Here is a 17,027-nt window from a genome sequence, read left to right on the forward strand (position 1 = left end):
AAATGATGAAGAAGATAAAAATAAAATCCATTCTAACAGTAGTTGCCGGATTCTTCCTGGTGACAAGCTGTAGCAGTAGTTTCTTAAATACGGATCCTACGGACGCGGTAGATTCTGATAAAGTTCCTGTCCCGGAAAATGCGGAAGCACTCTTTAATGGTGCATGGTATAATCTGTTTGAATATACCAGTACGTATGCCAATGTCGGTTATCGTGCACTTCAATGTCAAGACGATATGATGGCGAGCGATGTTGTTTCCCGTCCGAAGTATGGTTTCAATTCTTCATATCAGTTTGGTGATGTGGCCATTCCTTCCAATAACAGAACTGCATTTGCATGGTATCTGATGTATAAGACGATTGATAACTGTAATACAGCTATTTCTATAAAAGGCGACTCGGAAAAGCTTCGGCAGTCACAAGGACAAGCATTAGTCTTACGGGCTTTTTGTTATTTGCATTTGGTACAACACTATCAGTTCACTTATCTGAAGGATAAAGATGCTCCTTGCGTGCCAATTTATACAGAGCCCAATACATATACCTCAGTGCCAAAAGGAAAGTCGTCTGTGGCACAAGTGTATCAGCGTATCTTTGATGATTTGAATCTGGCACAAGATTATCTCAAGAATTATACTCGTGGTGGCGATAATCAGAAGTTTAAACCCAATACGGCAGTCGTCAATGGGCTTTTAGCTCGTGCTTATTTATTGACCGGGCAATGGGGAGAAGCTGCAAAAGCGGCAGAAGCTGCCCGCGAAGGATATTCGTTAATGACAACTACAGCTGAATACGGAGGTTTTAATAACGTATCCAATAAGGAATGGATATGGGGTTTCCCGCAGATTCCTTCTCAATCGGATGCGAGTTATAACTTTTTGTATTTAGATCCGATGTATGTTGGCGGTTATAGCAGTTTTATGGCAGATCCTCATCTGAAAGATACCTTTACGGAGGGAGATATTCGTCTACCTCTGTTTCAATGGATGCGTGAAGGTTACTTGGGATATAAAAAATTTCAAATGCGCGCGGATGATACTGCTGATATCGTACTGATGCGTGCTGCAGAAATGTATTTGATAGAAGCGGAAGCAAAAGTCCGTGACGGAGTAGCATTGCAGCAGGCTGTCATACCGTTGAATACATTGCGCCGAGCGCGTGGAGTAGGTGAGTATGACCTGACCGGTAAATCCGAAGACGATGTGATCAAAGAAATTTTGATGGAACGTCGACGTGAACTTTGGGGAGAAGGATTTGGCATTACTGATGTACTTCGTACACAGCAAGCAGTAGAACGTACTGCCCTATCGGAAGAAGTACAAAAGACCCAAGTTGATTGTTTACAGGAAGACGGTACTTTTGCCAAACGTAATCCGTTGGGACATTGGTTCCTTAAATTCCCTAATGACAAACCGTTTACTCCCCATAGTACTTACTATTTATATGCTATTCCGGAAAAAGAGATAAATGCTAACCCGAATCTTTAAATAGCTCTCTTGATTTTTTGACTTTGACCTTAACATGTGGGCCGGTGTACGTCGGGATGACGCATACCGGCTGTTTTTTTCTTCAGATTAGGTAGGAACCACGTGACTAATCCTAATAATGGCATATAAGCTACTACATTATAAACAGCTTCTATTCCATAATGATCCGCCATGTTTCCCAATACGGCTGATGCAACTCCGGCTACTCCGAAAGCAAACCCAAAGAAGAGCCCTGAAATCAGTCCGAGTTTGGTGGGAAGTAACTCTTGTGCATATAACAGAATGGCAGGAAAAGCAGAAGAAAGGGTTAATCCCACACAGAAACTGAGAATAATGGTCCATTCCAGACTAGCATGGGGCATTAATAAGCTGAAGGGGGCTGCTCCTAAAATAGAAGCCCAAATCACATATTTCCGACCGATACGGTCACCTAATGGACCTCCTATTAATGTTCCGATAGCTGTGGCGACTAAAAATATAAATAAATATAGCTGTGATTCTTGTACGGTTACATTAAACTTGTGAATGAGGTAGAAAGTATAAAAACTCGTCAAGCTTGCCATATAAATATACTTCGAAAAGATCAGTATCAGCAATATTCCAATGGAAATAGCTGTCTTGTCCATCGGCAAGGGGAGCTTCATCTTATTTCTGACGCTGATAGTTTGTGATTTCATGCGGGTCAGGTAAGATTTGTACCATTTGCAAATGGGATACATCACTCCGATAGCTGCCAATGCAACAAAGGCAAAGACTACAATATGTTGTCTTCCGTAAGGTGCTACCCATAAGGCTACTAATAAAGGACCTAACGAACCGCCGAAATTACCGCCAACCTGAAACAAAGATTGTGCAAGTCCACGTTTTCCACCTGAAGCCAAAAAGGTAATACGGGATGCTTCAGGATGTAGAACTGAAGAGCCAATTCCAATTAAGAACACCGAAAATAGTATCCAATGAAGATTAGTTGTAAAAGCCAGGCTGACTAATCCAACCATAGTGAAACTCATTCCGATGGGCAATGACCAAGCTATGGGATGTTTATCGAAAATGATTCCGGTGATTGGCTGGAATACGGATGCAGATAACTGATAAACCAATGTAATCAGACCGATCTGGGCAAAACTAAGCGACAAATCATCTTTGAATAATGGATACGACGCTGAGAGGACGGATTGCAACAAGTCATTGAGACAATGTGAAAGACTCAACGCTATTAATATGGAAAATGTAATTTTTCCGACAGGTTGTTCTTGATTTCGTACCATAATACCTATTTCTTTTTGAGATGTTCCTGAAAAATTGGCTGCAAAGGTAGGCAAACTTCCTGTTTCTCGATATATTTGTCACAGTTAATTTGAAAAGATATGAAGAAAGTAGTAGTTGCAATGGATTCTTTTAAGGGTTGTCTGTCATCTGCCGAAGTAGAGCAGGCTGCTGAAGAAGGAATTAAGGAAGTTTGTCCGGATTGTGAGGTGATCCGTTTTCCGATAGCTGATGGAGGTGAAGGTATCTTGGAAATCTTAGTTGAAGCTACTCATGGCACTTATCACGAGGTTTTAGCAAATGATCCTCTGATGCGTCAGATGAAAACTTGTTATGGAATTTCGGGAGATGGAGAAACAGCTTTGATTGAAATGGCTGCTGTAAACGGACTGCCTTTATTAACGGAATCGGAAAGGAATCCTATGTTGACCACTACTTTCGGAACAGGAGAATTGATTTTAGATGCTTTGGATCAGGGATGTAGGAAATTTATCATAGGTATTGGTGGAAGTGCTACTAACGATGCCGGGCTTGGCATGTTGCAAGCTTTGGGAGTTCGTTTGGTGGATGATGATGGAAAAGTTTTAGGAACCGGTGGAAAGATCATGAACCAAGTAGCTTCTATCGATTGTTCTTCTTTTCACCCGGCTTTAAGAAATGCACATTTTACTATAGCCTGTGATGTTCGCAATCCTTTTTATGGTCCACAAGGAGCTGCACATATCTTTGCCCGTCAGAAGGGGGCGGATAATGCAATGATTGAAGAGTTAGATAAGGGGATGTGCTCTTTGTCAGAAGTCATTGAATCGGTAACCGGAAGAGAAATAGGTCATGTGCCGGGTGCAGGAGCTGCCGGAGGTTTGGGAGGAGCTTTTCTTGCATTTATGAATGCTGAATTGAAACCCGGAATTGAATTATTACTTCAGACATTAAATTTCGGTGAAAGAATTAAAGGAGCCGATTTAATTATCACCGGAGAGGGAAGGGTAGATCAACAATCTTTGATGGGAAAAGTACTCTCGGGTGTTCTCGAAGAAGCGCGGAAACAATCAATTCCTGTAATTGTAGTGGCAGGCAGTGTAGTAGATATCGAAATATTGAATCAAGGAGGTTTCCAAGGGATTTATTCCATTGTTCCTACTCCTATGTCTTTGGAAGAGGCTATTAAACCGGAAACGGCAAAAGCAAATATTAGTAGAACCGTTGCTCAACTTATCTCTCTGGCAGATTATTTTCAAAACCGGAAGAATGGATCATTGTAAACTTTAAAACTAAGTATTCTAAATTGTCGTTAATTCATTTTTGAATGATTGAACTTTCCTTTGCACCTACTGTTATAAAAATAAAAAAGGAGGATAGTATGAGCTTTATTTGGTTTATTATTATAGGTATTGTAGCCGGATTTCTGGCGGGCAAAATCATGCGTGGAGGAGGCTTCGGTCTTGTTATAAACTTGTTGCTTGGTATTCTCGGAGGAATATTAGGCGGTTGGGTATTCGGTCTTTTCGGTCTTGCTGCCTCCGGATTGATCGGTAGTTTGATAACTGCCACTGTGGGAGCTATCCTTGTGTTATGGATTGCTTCTTTATTTAGGTAATATTTGAATCATTATATTTTTAATCAATTAAAACTTGAAACTTAATTATGGGATGTAAACATGGAAATTTCTGGATTGGACTTGGAATTGGGTCTCTCCTTGGTGCTATAGCTTATCGTTTGTCACGTACTGCCAAAGCGAAGAAACTTGAAAGTGATATTTATGATGCTATCCATCGTATCGGGCAGGATGCGGAATCGGCTGCTGATGAAGCGGAAAAAAAAGCCAGACATTTAGGTGTAAGAGCAGTGGAAACGGGAGCAAAAGCTGCTGATAAGGTGGCTGAAGAAGCTGATAAGGTGGCTGGTAAAGTAAAGGAGAAGCTAGAGAAATAAAGAATATGGTTAGGGGTATTTAGGTACTGTAGCTATATAAAAACGCAGATTGATAAGATAACATTCAGTTTTTTATAAACTAGGTGTGATCTCTTCAATCTGTGTTTTCAATGAACAACTCATTCTATTTAAGTTGCTGGATTGCTTTATTAAAATAGTTGATACATTCCTTGATATCCGGCACCGAATTGCTCCAGTTATATTCATATTCGATAGAGAATAAACCTTTGAAATTCTGCCGTTTCAATTCTTTCAACATACTTTTCACATCCAGAATGCCTGTTCCCCAGATAACATCGTGTTGCTCTTTTTCGCCTTCAATTTTAGGTGCTATATCCTTGAAATGCAAAGAAACAATACGGCCTTTTAGTTTTATTAAGCAGTCGATCTGATCCAAACCTTCCCTACGCCAATGACCGACATCCGCACAAGAACCTAATAGCTTACTGCGGTGGGAAATTGCATTGAGCAAATTATCGGGATTCCAATAATCTGACGGTTTCGGATGATTATGGACAGAAACTTTAATTTTATATTGTTTGGCAAGTTTCTCCACCAAATCCCAGTCTTTCAAAGCAGGTTCACAAGTGATGAATTCCAACTTCATGTTGTGTGCGAACTTGAACATCTTTTCCCAATCAGCAGAGTTGTCAGTTACGAAAACCCCGGTACCGACGATCTTTATTCCTTTAGAAGCAGCAAATTCACGCAACTCTTTTTGAGTCTGGAGGTCCAGGTTGAAGTCGAAAACTTTGTCTCCCCATTTACCACCTAATTTATGACCGGGATAAACCTCAATATATTTCACCCCTAACTCTTCTGTTTTATCAAGTGCTTCCGTCAAAGAAAAAAGATGGAAAGTATAAGATTGGATTCCTAAACGCCAGCCATTTTTCTCAGACTTAGTTTGAGCCTGTACTGGAAACGCCAGCAGGCAGCAAACCATAATAATGATTATTTCTTTTATGTTTTTCATATTGGCAAAGATATAGATTTCTTTTTAGATTTTCATCGTTTTGACTTTACCGATTGATGAATTATTTATCTGTTTTTAGATATTTACTTAATGAAGAGATGCGTTTTAGGGCATGTCTAACAGAAAGAACCGGTTCGTGCAAAAAGTGAGGTAATTCTTATTTTTATTATGTTTAACAGCATGTATATCTATCTGTTTATTTTATAATATTTTGATTTATAGTAATTTAAGCTATTTGAGGCGATGTATGTGTGCGTACACACTATTGCTGATTTCAATAATTCATTTTAAATTTGCAGCGGAAAATAATCAATTTATTTGGTAATGGATAAAGAATTCTCAAATATTCATATTGTAGATATCGCTAAAATGGCGGGAGTTTCGTTATCTTTAATTCAACTTGTTATATTGGGGGAAATTACTTAAAGGCGAGAGAAATGAAGTCTGTAAAACAGGTTGGTTAGGATCTTATCAAATCGTTATGTAATCATTATAATATGTTATAAACAATATAAAAATCAAGAAGTTATGAATGAATTATTTAATGTAAAAGACAAAGTTGTTGTTATCACCGGTGGAGCTGGAATCTTGGGTAAAGGAATTGCTGCTTATCTTGCAAAAGAAGGTGCAAAAGTCGTGATTCTCGACAGAAGTGAAGAGGCTGGAAAAGCGTTGGTTGAAAGCATAAAGGCTGAAGGTAATGAAGCTATGTTCCTATATACAGATGTAATGGACAAAGAAATCTTGCAAGGGAATAAAGCAGAGATCATGAAGGTTTACGGACGTATTGATGTATTGCTCAATGCTGCCGGTGGAAACATGGCGGGAGCTACTATCGCGCCTGATAAAACTTTCTTTGACCTGCAAATAGACGCTTTCAAGAAAGTTGTAGATTTGAATCTGTTTGGTACAGTATTGCCTACGATGGTATTTGCTGAGGTGATGGTTGAACAAAAGAAAGGTTCTATTGTAAACTTCTGTTCTGAATCAGCTCTTCGTCCATTGACACGTGTTGTCGGTTATGGTGCAGCTAAAGCGGCTATTGCGAATTTTACTAAATACATGGCTGGTGAGTTAGCTTTGAAATTCGGTAATGGTCTACGTGTAAATGCGATTGCTCCGGGCTTCTTCCTGACCGATCAGAATCGTACTTTGTTGACTAATCCTGATGGTTCGTTGACCGATCGTTCGAAAACTATTTTAGCTCATACTCCTTTCAACCGTTTTGGTGAACCGGAAGACCTTTACGGAACAATTCATTACTTGATTAGTGATGCTTCTAACTTCGTAACAGGTACAGTAGCAGTTATTGACGGTGGTTTTGACGCATTCTCTATCTAAAAAATAATTCTATATACTTAATAACTGAACAATATGTTTTTATGTGAACAAACTTGGCGTTGGTATGGTCCGAATGACCCTGTGAGCTTGTGGGATATCAAACAAGCCGGCGCTACCGGTATAGTAAATGCTCTTCACCATATTCCGAATGGTGAAGTGTGGACAGTAGAAGAAATCATGAAGCGTAAGCAAATGATTGAAGAAGTGGGTTTGACGTGGTCGGTTGTTGAAAGTGTACCTGTACACGAACATATCAAGACACAAACCGGAGAATTCATGAAATATATCGAAAACTATAAAGAAAGTATCCGTAATCTGGCTAAGTGTGGTGTAATGGTAGTTACTTACAACTTTATGCCTGTATTGGACTGGACCCGTACAGACTTGGCTTACACCATGCCTGATGGTTCCAAAGCATTACGCTTTGAAAAAGCAGCTTTTGTAGCTTTTGATCTTTTCATTCTAAAACGTCCGGGAGCAGAAAAAGACTATACTTCGGAAGAAATAGCTAAAGCAAAAGCACGTTTCGAACAAATGAGTGAAGATGACAAGAAATTGTTGGTTCGGAACATGATTGCCGGTTTGCCGGGTTCGGAGGAAAGCTTTACTGTAGAGCAATTCCAGGAAGCTCTGGACAGATATAACGATATAGATGCTGATAAACTTCGTGCTAATTTGATATTCTTCCTGAAAGAGATTGCACCGGTTGCCGACGAGGTAGGGGTGAAGCTGGTGATCCATCCGGACGATCCCCCTTATACCATTTTAGGTTTGCCGCGTATTATGAGTACAGAAGAAGACTTTAAGAAATTGGTCGAGGCTGTACCTAACGAATCGAATGGTCTTTGTTTGTGTACAGGTTCTCTTGGAGTACGTGCCGATAATGATTTGGCTGGTATGATGGAACGTTGGGGGGATCGGGTAAACTTTGTTCACTTACGTAGTACGCAACGTGATGCTGAAGGCAATTTCCATGAAGCAAACCACCTGGAAGGTGATGTAGATATGTACAATGTTATGAAAAATTTGATTCTGTTGCAACAACGTCGCGGATGTTCTATCGCTATGCGTCCCGACCATGGTCATCAGATGATTGACGATTTGAAGAAAAAAACAAATCCGGGCTACTCTTGCTTAGGCCGTCTTCGCGGATTGGCAGAACTTCGCGGATTGGAAATGGGGATCGCTAAGTCCATTCTCTAAACGATTTTCATAGTTAGTTGTTTTGTTAGGGCACTGCTAATTATTGTTACTGTTAGCAATAATGGGTGGTGCCCTACTTAATTATTATATCTGTTTTTCTGCGTGTAAATTCTCAATTAGAATTTATTCTCTCTATATTTGTGCACAAAAATGGCGAATGTACACTGAATATCAACCTTCTCCTATATTGGCTCCATACATTGATAATTATTGGGAGTTTAAAGGAAATCCAGAATATGGGATGCGTATCCATATATTGCCGGATGGGTGTGCTGACTTTATATTTACGCTTGGAGAGATTGCCAACGCTGTTGAGAAAGAGGTACAAGTTATGCAACCCTATCGTTCTTTCTTTGTGGGACCGATGACCAGATATTCGGAGTTGGTAATATATACCGAATCAGTACATATGTTCGGAGTTCGTTTTCTACCTTGCGGATTATCTTGTTTTACTAAGCTTCCTTTGAATGAATTTGCCAATCAGAGAATCAGTACAAGTGATATGTCGTCTGTTTTTGAGGAGACTTTTGTAGAAAGACTTAGTGAACAGAAAAATATTGATGGGCGCATCCGGTTGGTAGAAGAATATCTTTTATTATATCTCCAACATTATTATCAATCCGCAGATGTCCGTATTGCTTTCGCAGTGAATACCATCAACCAATTCAAAGGAAAGTTATCCATGATTAATTTGATGGATGAAGTCTGTATGTGCCAACGGCATTTTGAACGAAAATTCAAACATTGTACCGGATTCACTCCTAAAGAATATAGCCGGATTGTCAAGTTCAAAAATGCGATAGATTTACTTCGAAACAGTACCACAGCTAATTTATTATCTACCGCTATCGATGCCGGATATTATGATCTGCCACATTTCTCTAAAGAGATCAAAGCCTTATCTGGTAATACACCCGGTTCGTTTCTTTCGCTTACAGTCCCGGATGATATCACATTGACTTATGTAGAATCATAAAAGTCGATTTTTTACAATAAAGCGGTTTTCCTATTCCTTATCTTTGTGTCATCAAATTTAAAAACAATTGATTTATGACAAGGAAAACGTTACAAGAACAGGCAGCAGAGTTGTTGCAGCAATGTGAGGTCGTCGTATTGACTTCGATTAATAAAGAAGGGTATCCACGTCCCGTTCCAATTAGTAAAATAGCAACTGAAGGTATTTCTGTTATATGGATGGCTACCGGAGCTGAGTCATTGAAGACTAAGGATTTTCTTTCTAATCCGAAAGCGGGGTTATGCTTTTATGAAAAAGGTGATAGTGTAGCTTTAACGGGAGAAGTAGAAGTCGTGACAGATGAGAAACAGAAAGCAGCACTTTGGCAAGACTGGTTTATTGCTCATTTTCCCGGTGGTCCTACCGATCCAAATTATGTGTTGCTGAAATTCAAGTCTAATCATGCAACTTACTGGATTGATGGAACATTTATTCACCGACAACTTTAATTTATCAATCTATGAGGGTGTCGGACACCCTCTTAACACTGATCTTTTCTACCATTGTAGTGTCAGATTATCATCTGGTTCAGGAATAATCAGCATGGCAATTTGGGCACAGGCTTCTGCATCTGCCAGTGCATGGTGATGATTGGTTAAGTCATATCCACATTTTGCTGCAACTGTATGTAATTGGTGATTGGGGAGTTCGTTTTTGAATATTTTCCGGGAAGCCCGGCAAGTACAATAAAACTTATAATCCGGATAAGTCATCTTATAGATTTCATAAACAGCTTTTAAACATCCTTCATCAAAAGGGCTATTATGTGCCACGAGTGGCAGACCTTGGATACGTGGTGCTATTTCCAACCAGACGGTAGGAAAGTCATTGGCTTCTGCCGTATCAATGGCTGTCAAACCGTGAACAGCAGTAGTCCATTGTGTATAATAGTTGGGAAAGGGACGAATGAGACTGTATATTCTGTCTACAATCTTTCCGTTCCGTACAATAACTATTCCGACACTACATACGCTGGTACGTTGTCCATTTGCGGTTTCAAAATCAATGGCTGCAAAGTTTCTCATTAATCTCCTGCTGCATTTAAAAAACTAAATCACAAAGATATTCTTTTTCTTTCCAATAACTTACCTTTGCAATACAATAATTAATTTATATCTTTATTGCCTAATGATTATTCATGGGGCTATATGGTGTAGAATCGCAGGCTGTTTTCTCAATTTAGAACCAAATCTTTTCTTTAAAAAGTGTAATAGATATTACGTTTCTTTTATTTCTAATCCTTTATCTTTGTGAAAAATTATTTTTTATATGATGAAGTTTCCAATTCTAAATCGAATATTCCCTTCGTACAGGTGGAAAGTGACGGCAGTCATTATTACCGGTATTATTGTAGGTGGAGGGGGCTTATTCATGTATCAGCTTCGGGCTCATACTTATCTGGGTGATGATCCGGCAGCTTGTGTGAACTGTCACATCATGGCACCTTATTACGCAACCTGGTTTCATAGTTCCCATGCCCGGAATGCGACTTGCAATGATTGTCACGTTCCTCATGAAAATACAGTGAAGAAATGGGTATTCAAAGGAATGGATGGAATGAAACATGTAGCTGCATTCCTTACGAAAAGCGAACCGCAGGTAATTCAAGCTCATGAAGCCAGTTCTCAAGTAATTATGAATAACTGTATCCGTTGCCATACACAATTGAATATGGAAATTGTGAAGACGGGAAAGATAGACTATATGATGTCACAAGTTGGAGAAGGAAAAGCCTGTTGGGATTGCCATCGTGATGTGCCTCATGGTGGAAAGAACTCACTTTCCGGTACTCCGGCGGCTATCGTACCTTATCCGAAATCTCCTGTACCGGAGTGGCTTCGGAAAATGATGAATGATTAATAATGCAACATAAATAAAATAATAAAACCAATATATAATGATGGAAAAGAAATTAAAATCATGGCAAGGATGGCTATTGTTCGGAGGTTCAATGGTTATTGTTTTTGTTTTGGGATTGTGTGTTTCTGCACTGATGGAACGGAGAGCGGAAGTAGCAAGTATATTCAATAATCGTAAAAACGTTATCAAAGGAGTTGAGGCTCGTAACGAACGCTATAATGATGATTTTCCTCGTGAATATCAGACGTGGATGGAAACAGCTAAGACAGATTTTGAAAGTGAGTTTAATGGGAATGTAGCAGTTGATGTATTGGAGAAACGTCCTGAGATGGTTGTTCTCTGGGCCGGATATGCATTCTCTAAAGATTATTCTACTCCACGCGGACACATGCATGCTATTGAAGATATAACTGCATCCCTGCGTACCGGAGCACCTATGAATCCGACTGAAGGTCCTCAACCTTCTACTTGTTGGACATGTAAAAGCCCGGATGTTCCTCGTATGATGGAAGCGCTTGGCGTAGATTCATTTTATCATAATAAATGGGCTGCATTTGGTGATGAAATCGTAAATCCGATCGGGTGTTCCGATTGTCACGATTCGGAAACGATGAATCTTCATATCAGTCGTCCGGCTTTGATTGAGGCTTTCCAACGTCAAGGTAAGGATATCACGAAAGCTACTCCGCAAGAGATGCGTTCGCTGGTATGTGCACAGTGTCACGTAGAATATTATTTCAAAGGTGATGGCAAATATCTGACATTCCCTTGGGATAAAGGTTTCACAGTAGAAGATATGGAAGCATATTATGATGAGGCAGGTTTTTATGATTATATTCACAAGTTGAGCCGTACTCCGATTTTGAAAGCTCAACATCCTGATTATGAAATCGCACAGATGGGGATTCATGGACAGAGAGGTGTTTCTTGTGCCGATTGTCACATGCCGTATAAGAGTGAAGGTGGTGTGAAATTCAGTGATCACCATATACAAAGTCCGTTGGCAATGATAGACCGTACTTGTCAAGCCTGTCATCGCGAGAGTGAAGAAACATTGCGAAACAATGTTTACGAACGCCAACGTAAAGCGAATGAAATCCGTAACCGTTTGGAACAGGAACTTGCAAAAGCACATATCGAAGCAAAATATGCTTGGGATGCCGGAGCTACAGAAGACCAGATGAAAGACGTACTTGCTTTGATTCGTCAGGCACAATGGCGTTGGGATTTTGGAGTTGCTTCACATGGTGGTTCGTTCCATGCTCCTCAGGAAATTCAAAGAATACTTTCTCATGGACTCGATCGTGCTATGCAAGCTCGTTTGGCAGTATCCAAAGTATTAGTGAAGAACGGTTTTACAGGAGAAGTTCCAATGCCTGATATTTCTACTAAGGCTAAAGCACAGCAATATATCGGTTTGGATATGGATGCAGAAAAAGCAGCTAAAGAGAAATTCCTGAATACAACAGTTCCTGCTTGGTTACAGAAAGCAAAGGCAACAGGTCGTCTGGCACAGAAATAAAAACAGATATATGTGGAGTAAACCGTGGAGTTATAAAGAAGGTCTGTTGATTGGTATGGGCTTGCTGGTGACAGGCTTTCTGTTGCAAGTAACTGTAGGAGCGATCAATTGGAACTTATTCGCCTATCCGGTTAATGTGATTGTATTAATAGTTTATATTATCGGACTGGCCTGTATGCACCTTCTTCGTAAACGAGTTTACTTGTTTGGATGGCTGAGTCATTATTCTGCGGCAGTTTCATCCTTAGCATGGGTGACGTTGCTGACGGTAGTGATGGGACTTATCCGACAAGTTTCTTCCAGTAATTCTCCTGGCGATATTTTGGGCTTTTCCCGAATGATTTCGTCCTGGCCTTTTGTGCTACTCTATTTCTGGATGGTTACGGTTTTAGGATTAACCATCCTTCGTGCCGGCTTTCCTTTGAAAGTAAGTAAATTATCTTTCTTGCTAAATCATATAGGATTATTCATAGCTTTGATCACTGCTACTTTGGGAAATGCCGATCTGCAACGACTAAAGATGACGACACAGATGGGAAATACAGAATGGCGTGCTTCTGACGAACAGGGACAATTGGTTGAACTGCCGTTGGCTATCGAATTGAAGGATTTTACGATTGATGAGTATCCTCCCAAACTGATGCTGATTGACAATGAAACGGGAAGTGCGCTTCCCGAAAAATCCCCTGTTCATCTCTTGCTTGAAGAAAACGTGACTGATGGAGCATTGCAAGATTGGCAACTAACTATCTTACAATCTATTCCGATGGCTGCCTCTGTAACTACTGAAGATACATTGAAATTTACGGATTTTCACTCTATGGGAGCAACGTATGCTGTTTATTTGAAAGCTGTGAATCAGAAGACACAGCTAACTAGAGAAGGCTGGGTTAGTTGTGGCAGCTTCCTTTTTCCATATAAAGCATTACGTCTTGATTCATTGACCAGTCTTGTAATGCCGGAACGTGAACCTCAGCGTTTTGCGTCGGATGTAAAAGTCTATACGCAGGCAGGAACGATTACGGAAGCGACCATAGAAGTAAACCGTCCGTTAGAGTTGGAAGGATGGAAGATTTATCAATTAAGTTATGATGAATCGAAAGGGCGGTGGAGTGATATCAGTGTCTTTGAGTTAGTCCGAGATCCTTGGCTACCTGCAGTTTATACAGGAATTGTAATGATGATGGTTGGAGCTATTTGTTTGTTTGTGAATGCTCAGAAGAAGAAAGAGGAGGAAACAGTATGAGTTGGGAACATTTCATCTTATTTGCAATAGCAGCACTTATCTGCTGGGGACTAGGAGCATTTATTGCCTGGCGTGGAAAGAAAACGGGATGGGCGTATGGATTTACTATACTTGGATTGGCTATTTTCTTTAGTTTTATCGTTGGTTTTTGGTTGTCTCTGGAACGTCCACCAATGCGTACAATGGGAGAGACTCGACTGTGGTACTCTTTTTTCCTGCCACTAGCCGGATTGATAACCTATAGCCGTTGGAAGTATAAATGGATTCTCAGTTTCAGTTTTATCCTTTCATTGGTATTTATCTGTATTAATATCTTCAAACCGGAGATTCATAATAAGACCTTGATGCCAGCTCTTCAAAGTCCATGGTTTCCTCCTCATGTGATTGTGTATATGTTTGCTTATGCCATGTTAGGGGCAGCAACGGTGATGGCAGTCTATTTACTTTGGTTCAAAAAGAAAACTATCGAACGGAAAGAAATGGATTTGTGTGATAACCTCACTTATGTCGGTCTGGCCTTTATGACATTGGGTATGCTTACAGGAGCAGTCTGGGCAAAAGAAGCCTGGGGACATTACTGGGCATGGGACCCGAAGGAGACATGGGCGGCAGCTACTTGGTTTGCTTATCTGATATATATTCATTTCCGATTGGGGAAACCGTTGCAGGTTCGCCCGGCATTAATTATTCTTTTAGTCTCATTCGTATTGTTGCAAATGTGCTGGTATGGCATTAATTATCTACCATCTGCACAGGGAGTCAGTGTACATACTTATAACTTAAATTGAAATAATAGATGAAAGCACTTTATTGGTCATTTATTCTTATGCTATTGCCAAGCATGGCATATACACAAAACACCGAGAAAGAGAATGAATTTACGATGTCTATGCAAATCAGACCTCGTGCCGAGTATAGGAATGGAGCTTTGTTTCCTCGAAATGAAGGACAAGAGGCTGCATCCTTTATCAATAATCGTGCTCGCTTGTCTATGGATTACAAGCGTTCAGATCTGGAAATCAAAATGTCTGCTCAGCATGTCGGTGTTTGGGGACAAGATCCGCAGATTGACAAGAACGGACGTTTTATCTTGAATGAGGCTTGGGCGAAACTGAATTTCGGACAGGGATTTTTTGCACAACTAGGTCGTCAATCATTGGTTTATGATGACGAGCGTATCTTAGGTGGGTTGGATTGGAATGTGGCCGGTCGATATCATGATGCGTTGAAGTTAGGGTATACCAATAAAAATAATGAACTTCACCTTATCCTCGCTTTCAATCAGAATGATGAAAAAAAGATAGGTGGTACTTATTATAATGATGCTACCGGACAACCTTACAAGAATATGCAAACGGTTTGGTATCACTATAAAGCAAATAAAGTTCCGTTTGGTGCTTCTCTGCTATTTATGAATCTGGGATTAGAAACGGGAGATGCAGCTACACAGGACTCTCATACCCGTTACTTGCAAACAATGGGAACTTATCTCACGTATAAGAATAATAGTTGGAACTTAGATGGTGCTTTCTACTATCAGATGGGTAAGAATAAGAATACGGAGAAAGTTTCTGCTTTGATGGGAAGTGTACAGGCTTCTTATACTTTTAATCAGACATGGGGAGCGGTAGTCAGCCTTGATTATTTAAGTGGTGATAAAGGTAATGGAGATAAATATAAAGCCTTTGATCCTCTTTACGGGACGCATCATAAGTTTTACGGAGGAATGGATTACTTCTATGCTTCTTTGTTTAAAGACGGGTTTGCGCCGGGGCTAATGGATAGTCGTGTTGGAGTCCGTTTCCGTGCATCTGCCAAAGTAGATATGGAACTGAATTATCACTATTTTACCACTGCGGTTAAACTAGCGGATTTGAGCAAATCATTAGGTTCAGAGGTTGATTATCAGATTAACTGGACTGTTATGAAAGATGTGAAACTGTCTGCTGGATATTCTTTCATGCGTGGTACAAAAACAATGGATGTAGTGAAAGGAGGAGATCATAAAAGTTGGCAGGACTGGGGATGGGTCTCGCTGAATATAAATCCGAAAGTTTTATTCGTAAAATGGTAACAAGCATATCTTATATAAATTCAAACTGTGCCACTTCGGTGGCACAGTTGTGCCAATAAGGTGGCACGACTGTGTCACTAGGGTGGCATAAGTGTGCCAGTAAGGTGGCACAACATTGTTTATTAAATAGGAAATAAGGTTGTAATACTACTCTATAGAATAGGGCACTTATTGAACTAAAATAAAATGAATAGAGAATGAGTGAGTGCCCCGTAAACAGGGGATAATTTAGATGTATTTTTCTAATGCCGTTTGGTTCAAAATCTCTATTCGTTTTCCTTCCATTGTGATTAGTTGTTCCTTGATCATTTTATTGATTTCTTTGGATAAAGCAGGACGTGTTACGTTTAGATATTCGGCCAATTGAGACTGAGTGTGCATAATATTCACTATCAAAGAGTCCTTCTTCTTATGCTCAAACAGGTAAACAATGAATCTTTCCCGCACAGTCTTGCGTGAAAGAGGTTTTAATCGAGATACTGTGCAAATGTTGCAATTACCAGCAATACATAGAAAATTATGCAGTACTTGAGGGTCTTGGCTGATGACCTTGAAAGTCGATTCTTTAGTAGCCATCAACACTACACTATTTTCAATAGCTGTGAAAGTGGCAGGTAGTGTATTGTTTGAGTTAAACAGATGGGGAGTGGCAAAAGTGCGTGGAGCAATGATGTATTCAATCATCACTTCATTTCCTAGTCCGTCGATAATATCAGTACGCAATTTCCCCTCTAACAATACAAAGAGCTTATTACAAGGTGTACCTTGCATAACGACAATTTCCTTTTTATCCGCTTCATAAACCACAAACTCCAACTTATCAAGCAAAGAATGCTTGATATTTAATGGTAATTCCTGAAAGAGAGGAATTTTAAATAACTTTTCTTTATGCGAATCGGATAGCGGTATCTTTCTCATTGTTTTGTGATATTGTGTACTAGGGCAAAGATATAAATTATAAATGGGTAGGAAAAATTTTTCTTCTTTTTGTTGCTTGTTTGGAGCTTGTTAGTGAGTCTGGAAGTTAAGAATTCCCTTCTTCATTTAGAACTAATTTCTGGCTAAGTATTTGATCTGCCATAGAATTATCCTAATTTTGTGGCAG

17 protein-coding genes are annotated in these 17,027 nt (G+C 39.8%); 13 read left to right on the plus strand and 4 right to left on the minus strand.

The genetic code is table 11. From position 1 onward, the window contains the following. Window positions 1-5 precede the first annotated feature (5 nt). Window positions 6-1,487 carry a RagB/SusD family nutrient uptake outer membrane protein gene (locus tag CZ225_RS08475; protein WP_077155754.1) on the plus strand — a complete coding sequence of 494 codons (1,482 nt, stop codon included), beginning with the start codon at window positions 6-8 and terminating at the stop codon, window positions 1,485-1,487. A gap of 29 nt (window positions 1,488-1,516) precedes the next feature. Here the strand turns inward: CZ225_RS08475 and CZ225_RS08480 are convergent, their stop codons facing one another. Continuing rightward, on the minus strand, window positions 1,517-2,755 hold the full coding sequence (locus CZ225_RS08480; RefSeq protein WP_077155755.1) for an MFS transporter: 1,239 nt from the start codon (window positions 2,753-2,755) through the stop codon (window positions 1,517-1,519). Between the two features lie 99 nt (window positions 2,756-2,854). Here CZ225_RS08480 and CZ225_RS08485 point away from each other — a divergent pair, with 99 nt between their 5' ends. From CZ225_RS08485 to CZ225_RS08495, 3 genes are all read left to right on the plus strand, one after another. Then, the gene (locus tag CZ225_RS08485; protein ID WP_077153769.1) at window positions 2,855-4,015 is read left to right on the plus strand and encodes a glycerate kinase family protein; all 1,161 of its coding nucleotides are present in this window, start codon (window positions 2,855-2,857) and stop codon (window positions 4,013-4,015) included. Window positions 4,016-4,113: 98 nt separating this feature from the next. Then, window positions 4,114-4,350: a GlsB/YeaQ/YmgE family stress response membrane protein gene (locus tag CZ225_RS08490; protein ID WP_077155756.1), complete on the plus strand. Its 237-nt coding sequence runs from the start codon at window positions 4,114-4,116 to the stop codon at window positions 4,348-4,350. A gap of 47 nt (window positions 4,351-4,397) precedes the next feature. After that, window positions 4,398-4,685 carry a YtxH domain-containing protein gene (locus tag CZ225_RS08495; protein ID WP_077153770.1) on the plus strand — a complete coding sequence of 96 codons (288 nt, stop codon included), beginning with the start codon at window positions 4,398-4,400 and terminating at the stop codon, window positions 4,683-4,685. A 124-nt stretch (window positions 4,686-4,809) separates the two neighbouring features. Here the strand turns inward: CZ225_RS08495 and CZ225_RS08500 are convergent, their stop codons facing one another. After that, window positions 4,810-5,661, minus strand: coding sequence for a sugar phosphate isomerase/epimerase family protein (locus CZ225_RS08500; RefSeq protein WP_077153771.1), 852 nt, complete (start codon window positions 5,659-5,661; stop codon window positions 4,810-4,812). Window positions 5,662-6,189: 528 nt separating this feature from the next. Here CZ225_RS08500 and CZ225_RS08505 point away from each other — a divergent pair. From CZ225_RS08505 to CZ225_RS08520, 4 genes are all read left to right on the plus strand, one after another. Beyond that, window positions 6,190-7,002 carry an SDR family oxidoreductase gene (locus tag CZ225_RS08505; protein WP_025074444.1) on the plus strand — a complete coding sequence of 271 codons (813 nt, stop codon included), beginning with the start codon at window positions 6,190-6,192 and terminating at the stop codon, window positions 7,000-7,002. Between the two features lie 33 nt (window positions 7,003-7,035). Then, window positions 7,036-8,205: a mannonate dehydratase gene (gene uxuA, locus CZ225_RS08510; protein WP_077153772.1), complete on the plus strand. Its 1,170-nt coding sequence runs from the start codon at window positions 7,036-7,038 to the stop codon at window positions 8,203-8,205. A gap of 157 nt (window positions 8,206-8,362) precedes the next feature. After that, complete coding sequence (locus CZ225_RS08515) at window positions 8,363-9,181, plus strand: AraC family transcriptional regulator (RefSeq protein ID WP_077153773.1); 819 nt, start codon at window positions 8,363-8,365, stop codon at window positions 9,179-9,181. A 74-nt stretch (window positions 9,182-9,255) separates the two neighbouring features. Next, window positions 9,256-9,669 (plus strand): pyridoxamine 5'-phosphate oxidase family protein, encoded by a 414-nt coding sequence (locus tag CZ225_RS08520; RefSeq protein WP_077153774.1) that lies wholly within the window; start codon window positions 9,256-9,258, stop codon window positions 9,667-9,669. A gap of 48 nt (window positions 9,670-9,717) precedes the next feature. On the opposite strand, the gene CZ225_RS08525 is transcribed toward CZ225_RS08520, so the two are convergent. Then, window positions 9,718-10,245, minus strand: coding sequence for a 3'-5' exonuclease (locus CZ225_RS08525; protein ID WP_077153775.1), 528 nt, complete (start codon window positions 10,243-10,245; stop codon window positions 9,718-9,720). A gap of 244 nt (window positions 10,246-10,489) precedes the next feature. Here CZ225_RS08525 and nrfH point away from each other — a divergent pair, with 244 nt between their 5' ends. Genes nrfH through CZ225_RS08550 form a run of 5 tightly spaced genes read left to right on the plus strand, consistent with a single transcriptional unit; the run spans window position 10,490 to window position 15,922 of the window. Then, entirely contained in the window at window positions 10,490-11,080 is a 591-nt protein-coding gene (gene nrfH, locus CZ225_RS08530) for a cytochrome c nitrite reductase small subunit (RefSeq protein WP_077153776.1), read from the plus strand. A 40-nt stretch (window positions 11,081-11,120) separates the two neighbouring features. Further along, on the plus strand, window positions 11,121-12,602 hold the full coding sequence (nrfA, locus tag CZ225_RS08535) for an ammonia-forming cytochrome c nitrite reductase (RefSeq protein ID WP_077155757.1): 1,482 nt from the start codon (window positions 11,121-11,123) through the stop codon (window positions 12,600-12,602). Window positions 12,603-12,612: 10 nt separating this feature from the next. Then, a complete protein-coding gene (locus CZ225_RS08540; RefSeq protein WP_077153777.1) occupies window positions 12,613-13,848 on the plus strand; it encodes a cytochrome c biogenesis ResB family protein in 1,236 nt (411 codons plus the stop codon). Further along, on the plus strand, window positions 13,845-14,636 hold the full coding sequence (locus CZ225_RS08545) for a cytochrome c biogenesis protein (protein ID WP_077153778.1): 792 nt from the start codon (window positions 13,845-13,847) through the stop codon (window positions 14,634-14,636). The genes CZ225_RS08540 and CZ225_RS08545 overlap by 4 nt, the downstream gene beginning before the upstream one ends. Before the next feature lie 8 nt (window positions 14,637-14,644). Further along, the gene (locus CZ225_RS08550) at window positions 14,645-15,922 is read left to right on the plus strand and encodes an alginate export family protein (protein ID WP_077153779.1); all 1,278 of its coding nucleotides are present in this window, start codon (window positions 14,645-14,647) and stop codon (window positions 15,920-15,922) included. Between the two features lie 228 nt (window positions 15,923-16,150). On the opposite strand, the gene CZ225_RS08555 is transcribed toward CZ225_RS08550, so the two are convergent. Next, complete coding sequence (locus CZ225_RS08555) at window positions 16,151-16,840, minus strand: Crp/Fnr family transcriptional regulator (protein WP_025074451.1); 690 nt, start codon at window positions 16,838-16,840, stop codon at window positions 16,151-16,153. Window positions 16,841-17,027 lie beyond the last annotated feature (187 nt).

The sequence above is a fragment of the Bacteroides bouchesdurhonensis genome, from assembly GCF_900155865.1.
In the GTDB taxonomy this organism is placed as follows: Bacteria; Bacteroidota; Bacteroidia; order Bacteroidales; family Bacteroidaceae; genus Bacteroides; species Bacteroides bouchesdurhonensis.

Coding starts and splice junctions, on each gene's coding strand:
- CZ225_RS08515 (WP_077153773.1), top strand. CDS start 8,363: ATGTACACTGAATATCAACCTTCTCCTATATTGGCTCCATACATTGAT.
- CZ225_RS08505 (WP_025074444.1), top strand. CDS start 6,190: ATGAATGAATTATTTAATGTAAAAGACAAAGTTGTTGTTATCACCGGT.
- CZ225_RS08545 (WP_077153778.1), top strand. CDS start 13,845: ATGAGTTGGGAACATTTCATCTTATTTGCAATAGCAGCACTTATCTGC.
- CZ225_RS08525 (WP_077153775.1), bottom strand. CDS start 10,245: ATGAGAAACTTTGCAGCCATTGATTTTGAAACCGCAAATGGACAACGT.
- CZ225_RS08540 (WP_077153777.1), top strand. CDS start 12,613: ATGTGGAGTAAACCGTGGAGTTATAAAGAAGGTCTGTTGATTGGTATG.
- nrfH (WP_077153776.1), top strand. CDS start 10,490: ATGATGAAGTTTCCAATTCTAAATCGAATATTCCCTTCGTACAGGTGG.
- CZ225_RS08555 (WP_025074451.1), bottom strand. CDS start 16,840: ATGAGAAAGATACCGCTATCCGATTCGCATAAAGAAAAGTTATTTAAA.
- nrfA (WP_077155757.1), top strand. CDS start 11,121: ATGGAAAAGAAATTAAAATCATGGCAAGGATGGCTATTGTTCGGAGGT.
- CZ225_RS08485 (WP_077153769.1), top strand. CDS start 2,855: ATGAAGAAAGTAGTAGTTGCAATGGATTCTTTTAAGGGTTGTCTGTCA.
- uxuA (WP_077153772.1), top strand. CDS start 7,036: ATGTTTTTATGTGAACAAACTTGGCGTTGGTATGGTCCGAATGACCCT.
- CZ225_RS08480 (WP_077155755.1), bottom strand. CDS start 2,755: ATGGTACGAAATCAAGAACAACCTGTCGGAAAAATTACATTTTCCATA.
- CZ225_RS08550 (WP_077153779.1), top strand. CDS start 14,645: ATGAAAGCACTTTATTGGTCATTTATTCTTATGCTATTGCCAAGCATG.
- CZ225_RS08495 (WP_077153770.1), top strand. CDS start 4,398: ATGGGATGTAAACATGGAAATTTCTGGATTGGACTTGGAATTGGGTCT.
- CZ225_RS08475 (WP_077155754.1), top strand. CDS start 6: ATGAAGAAGATAAAAATAAAATCCATTCTAACAGTAGTTGCCGGATTC.
- CZ225_RS08490 (WP_077155756.1), top strand. CDS start 4,114: ATGAGCTTTATTTGGTTTATTATTATAGGTATTGTAGCCGGATTTCTG.
- CZ225_RS08520 (WP_077153774.1), top strand. CDS start 9,256: ATGACAAGGAAAACGTTACAAGAACAGGCAGCAGAGTTGTTGCAGCAA.
- CZ225_RS08500 (WP_077153771.1), bottom strand. CDS start 5,661: ATGAAAAACATAAAAGAAATAATCATTATTATGGTTTGCTGCCTGCTG.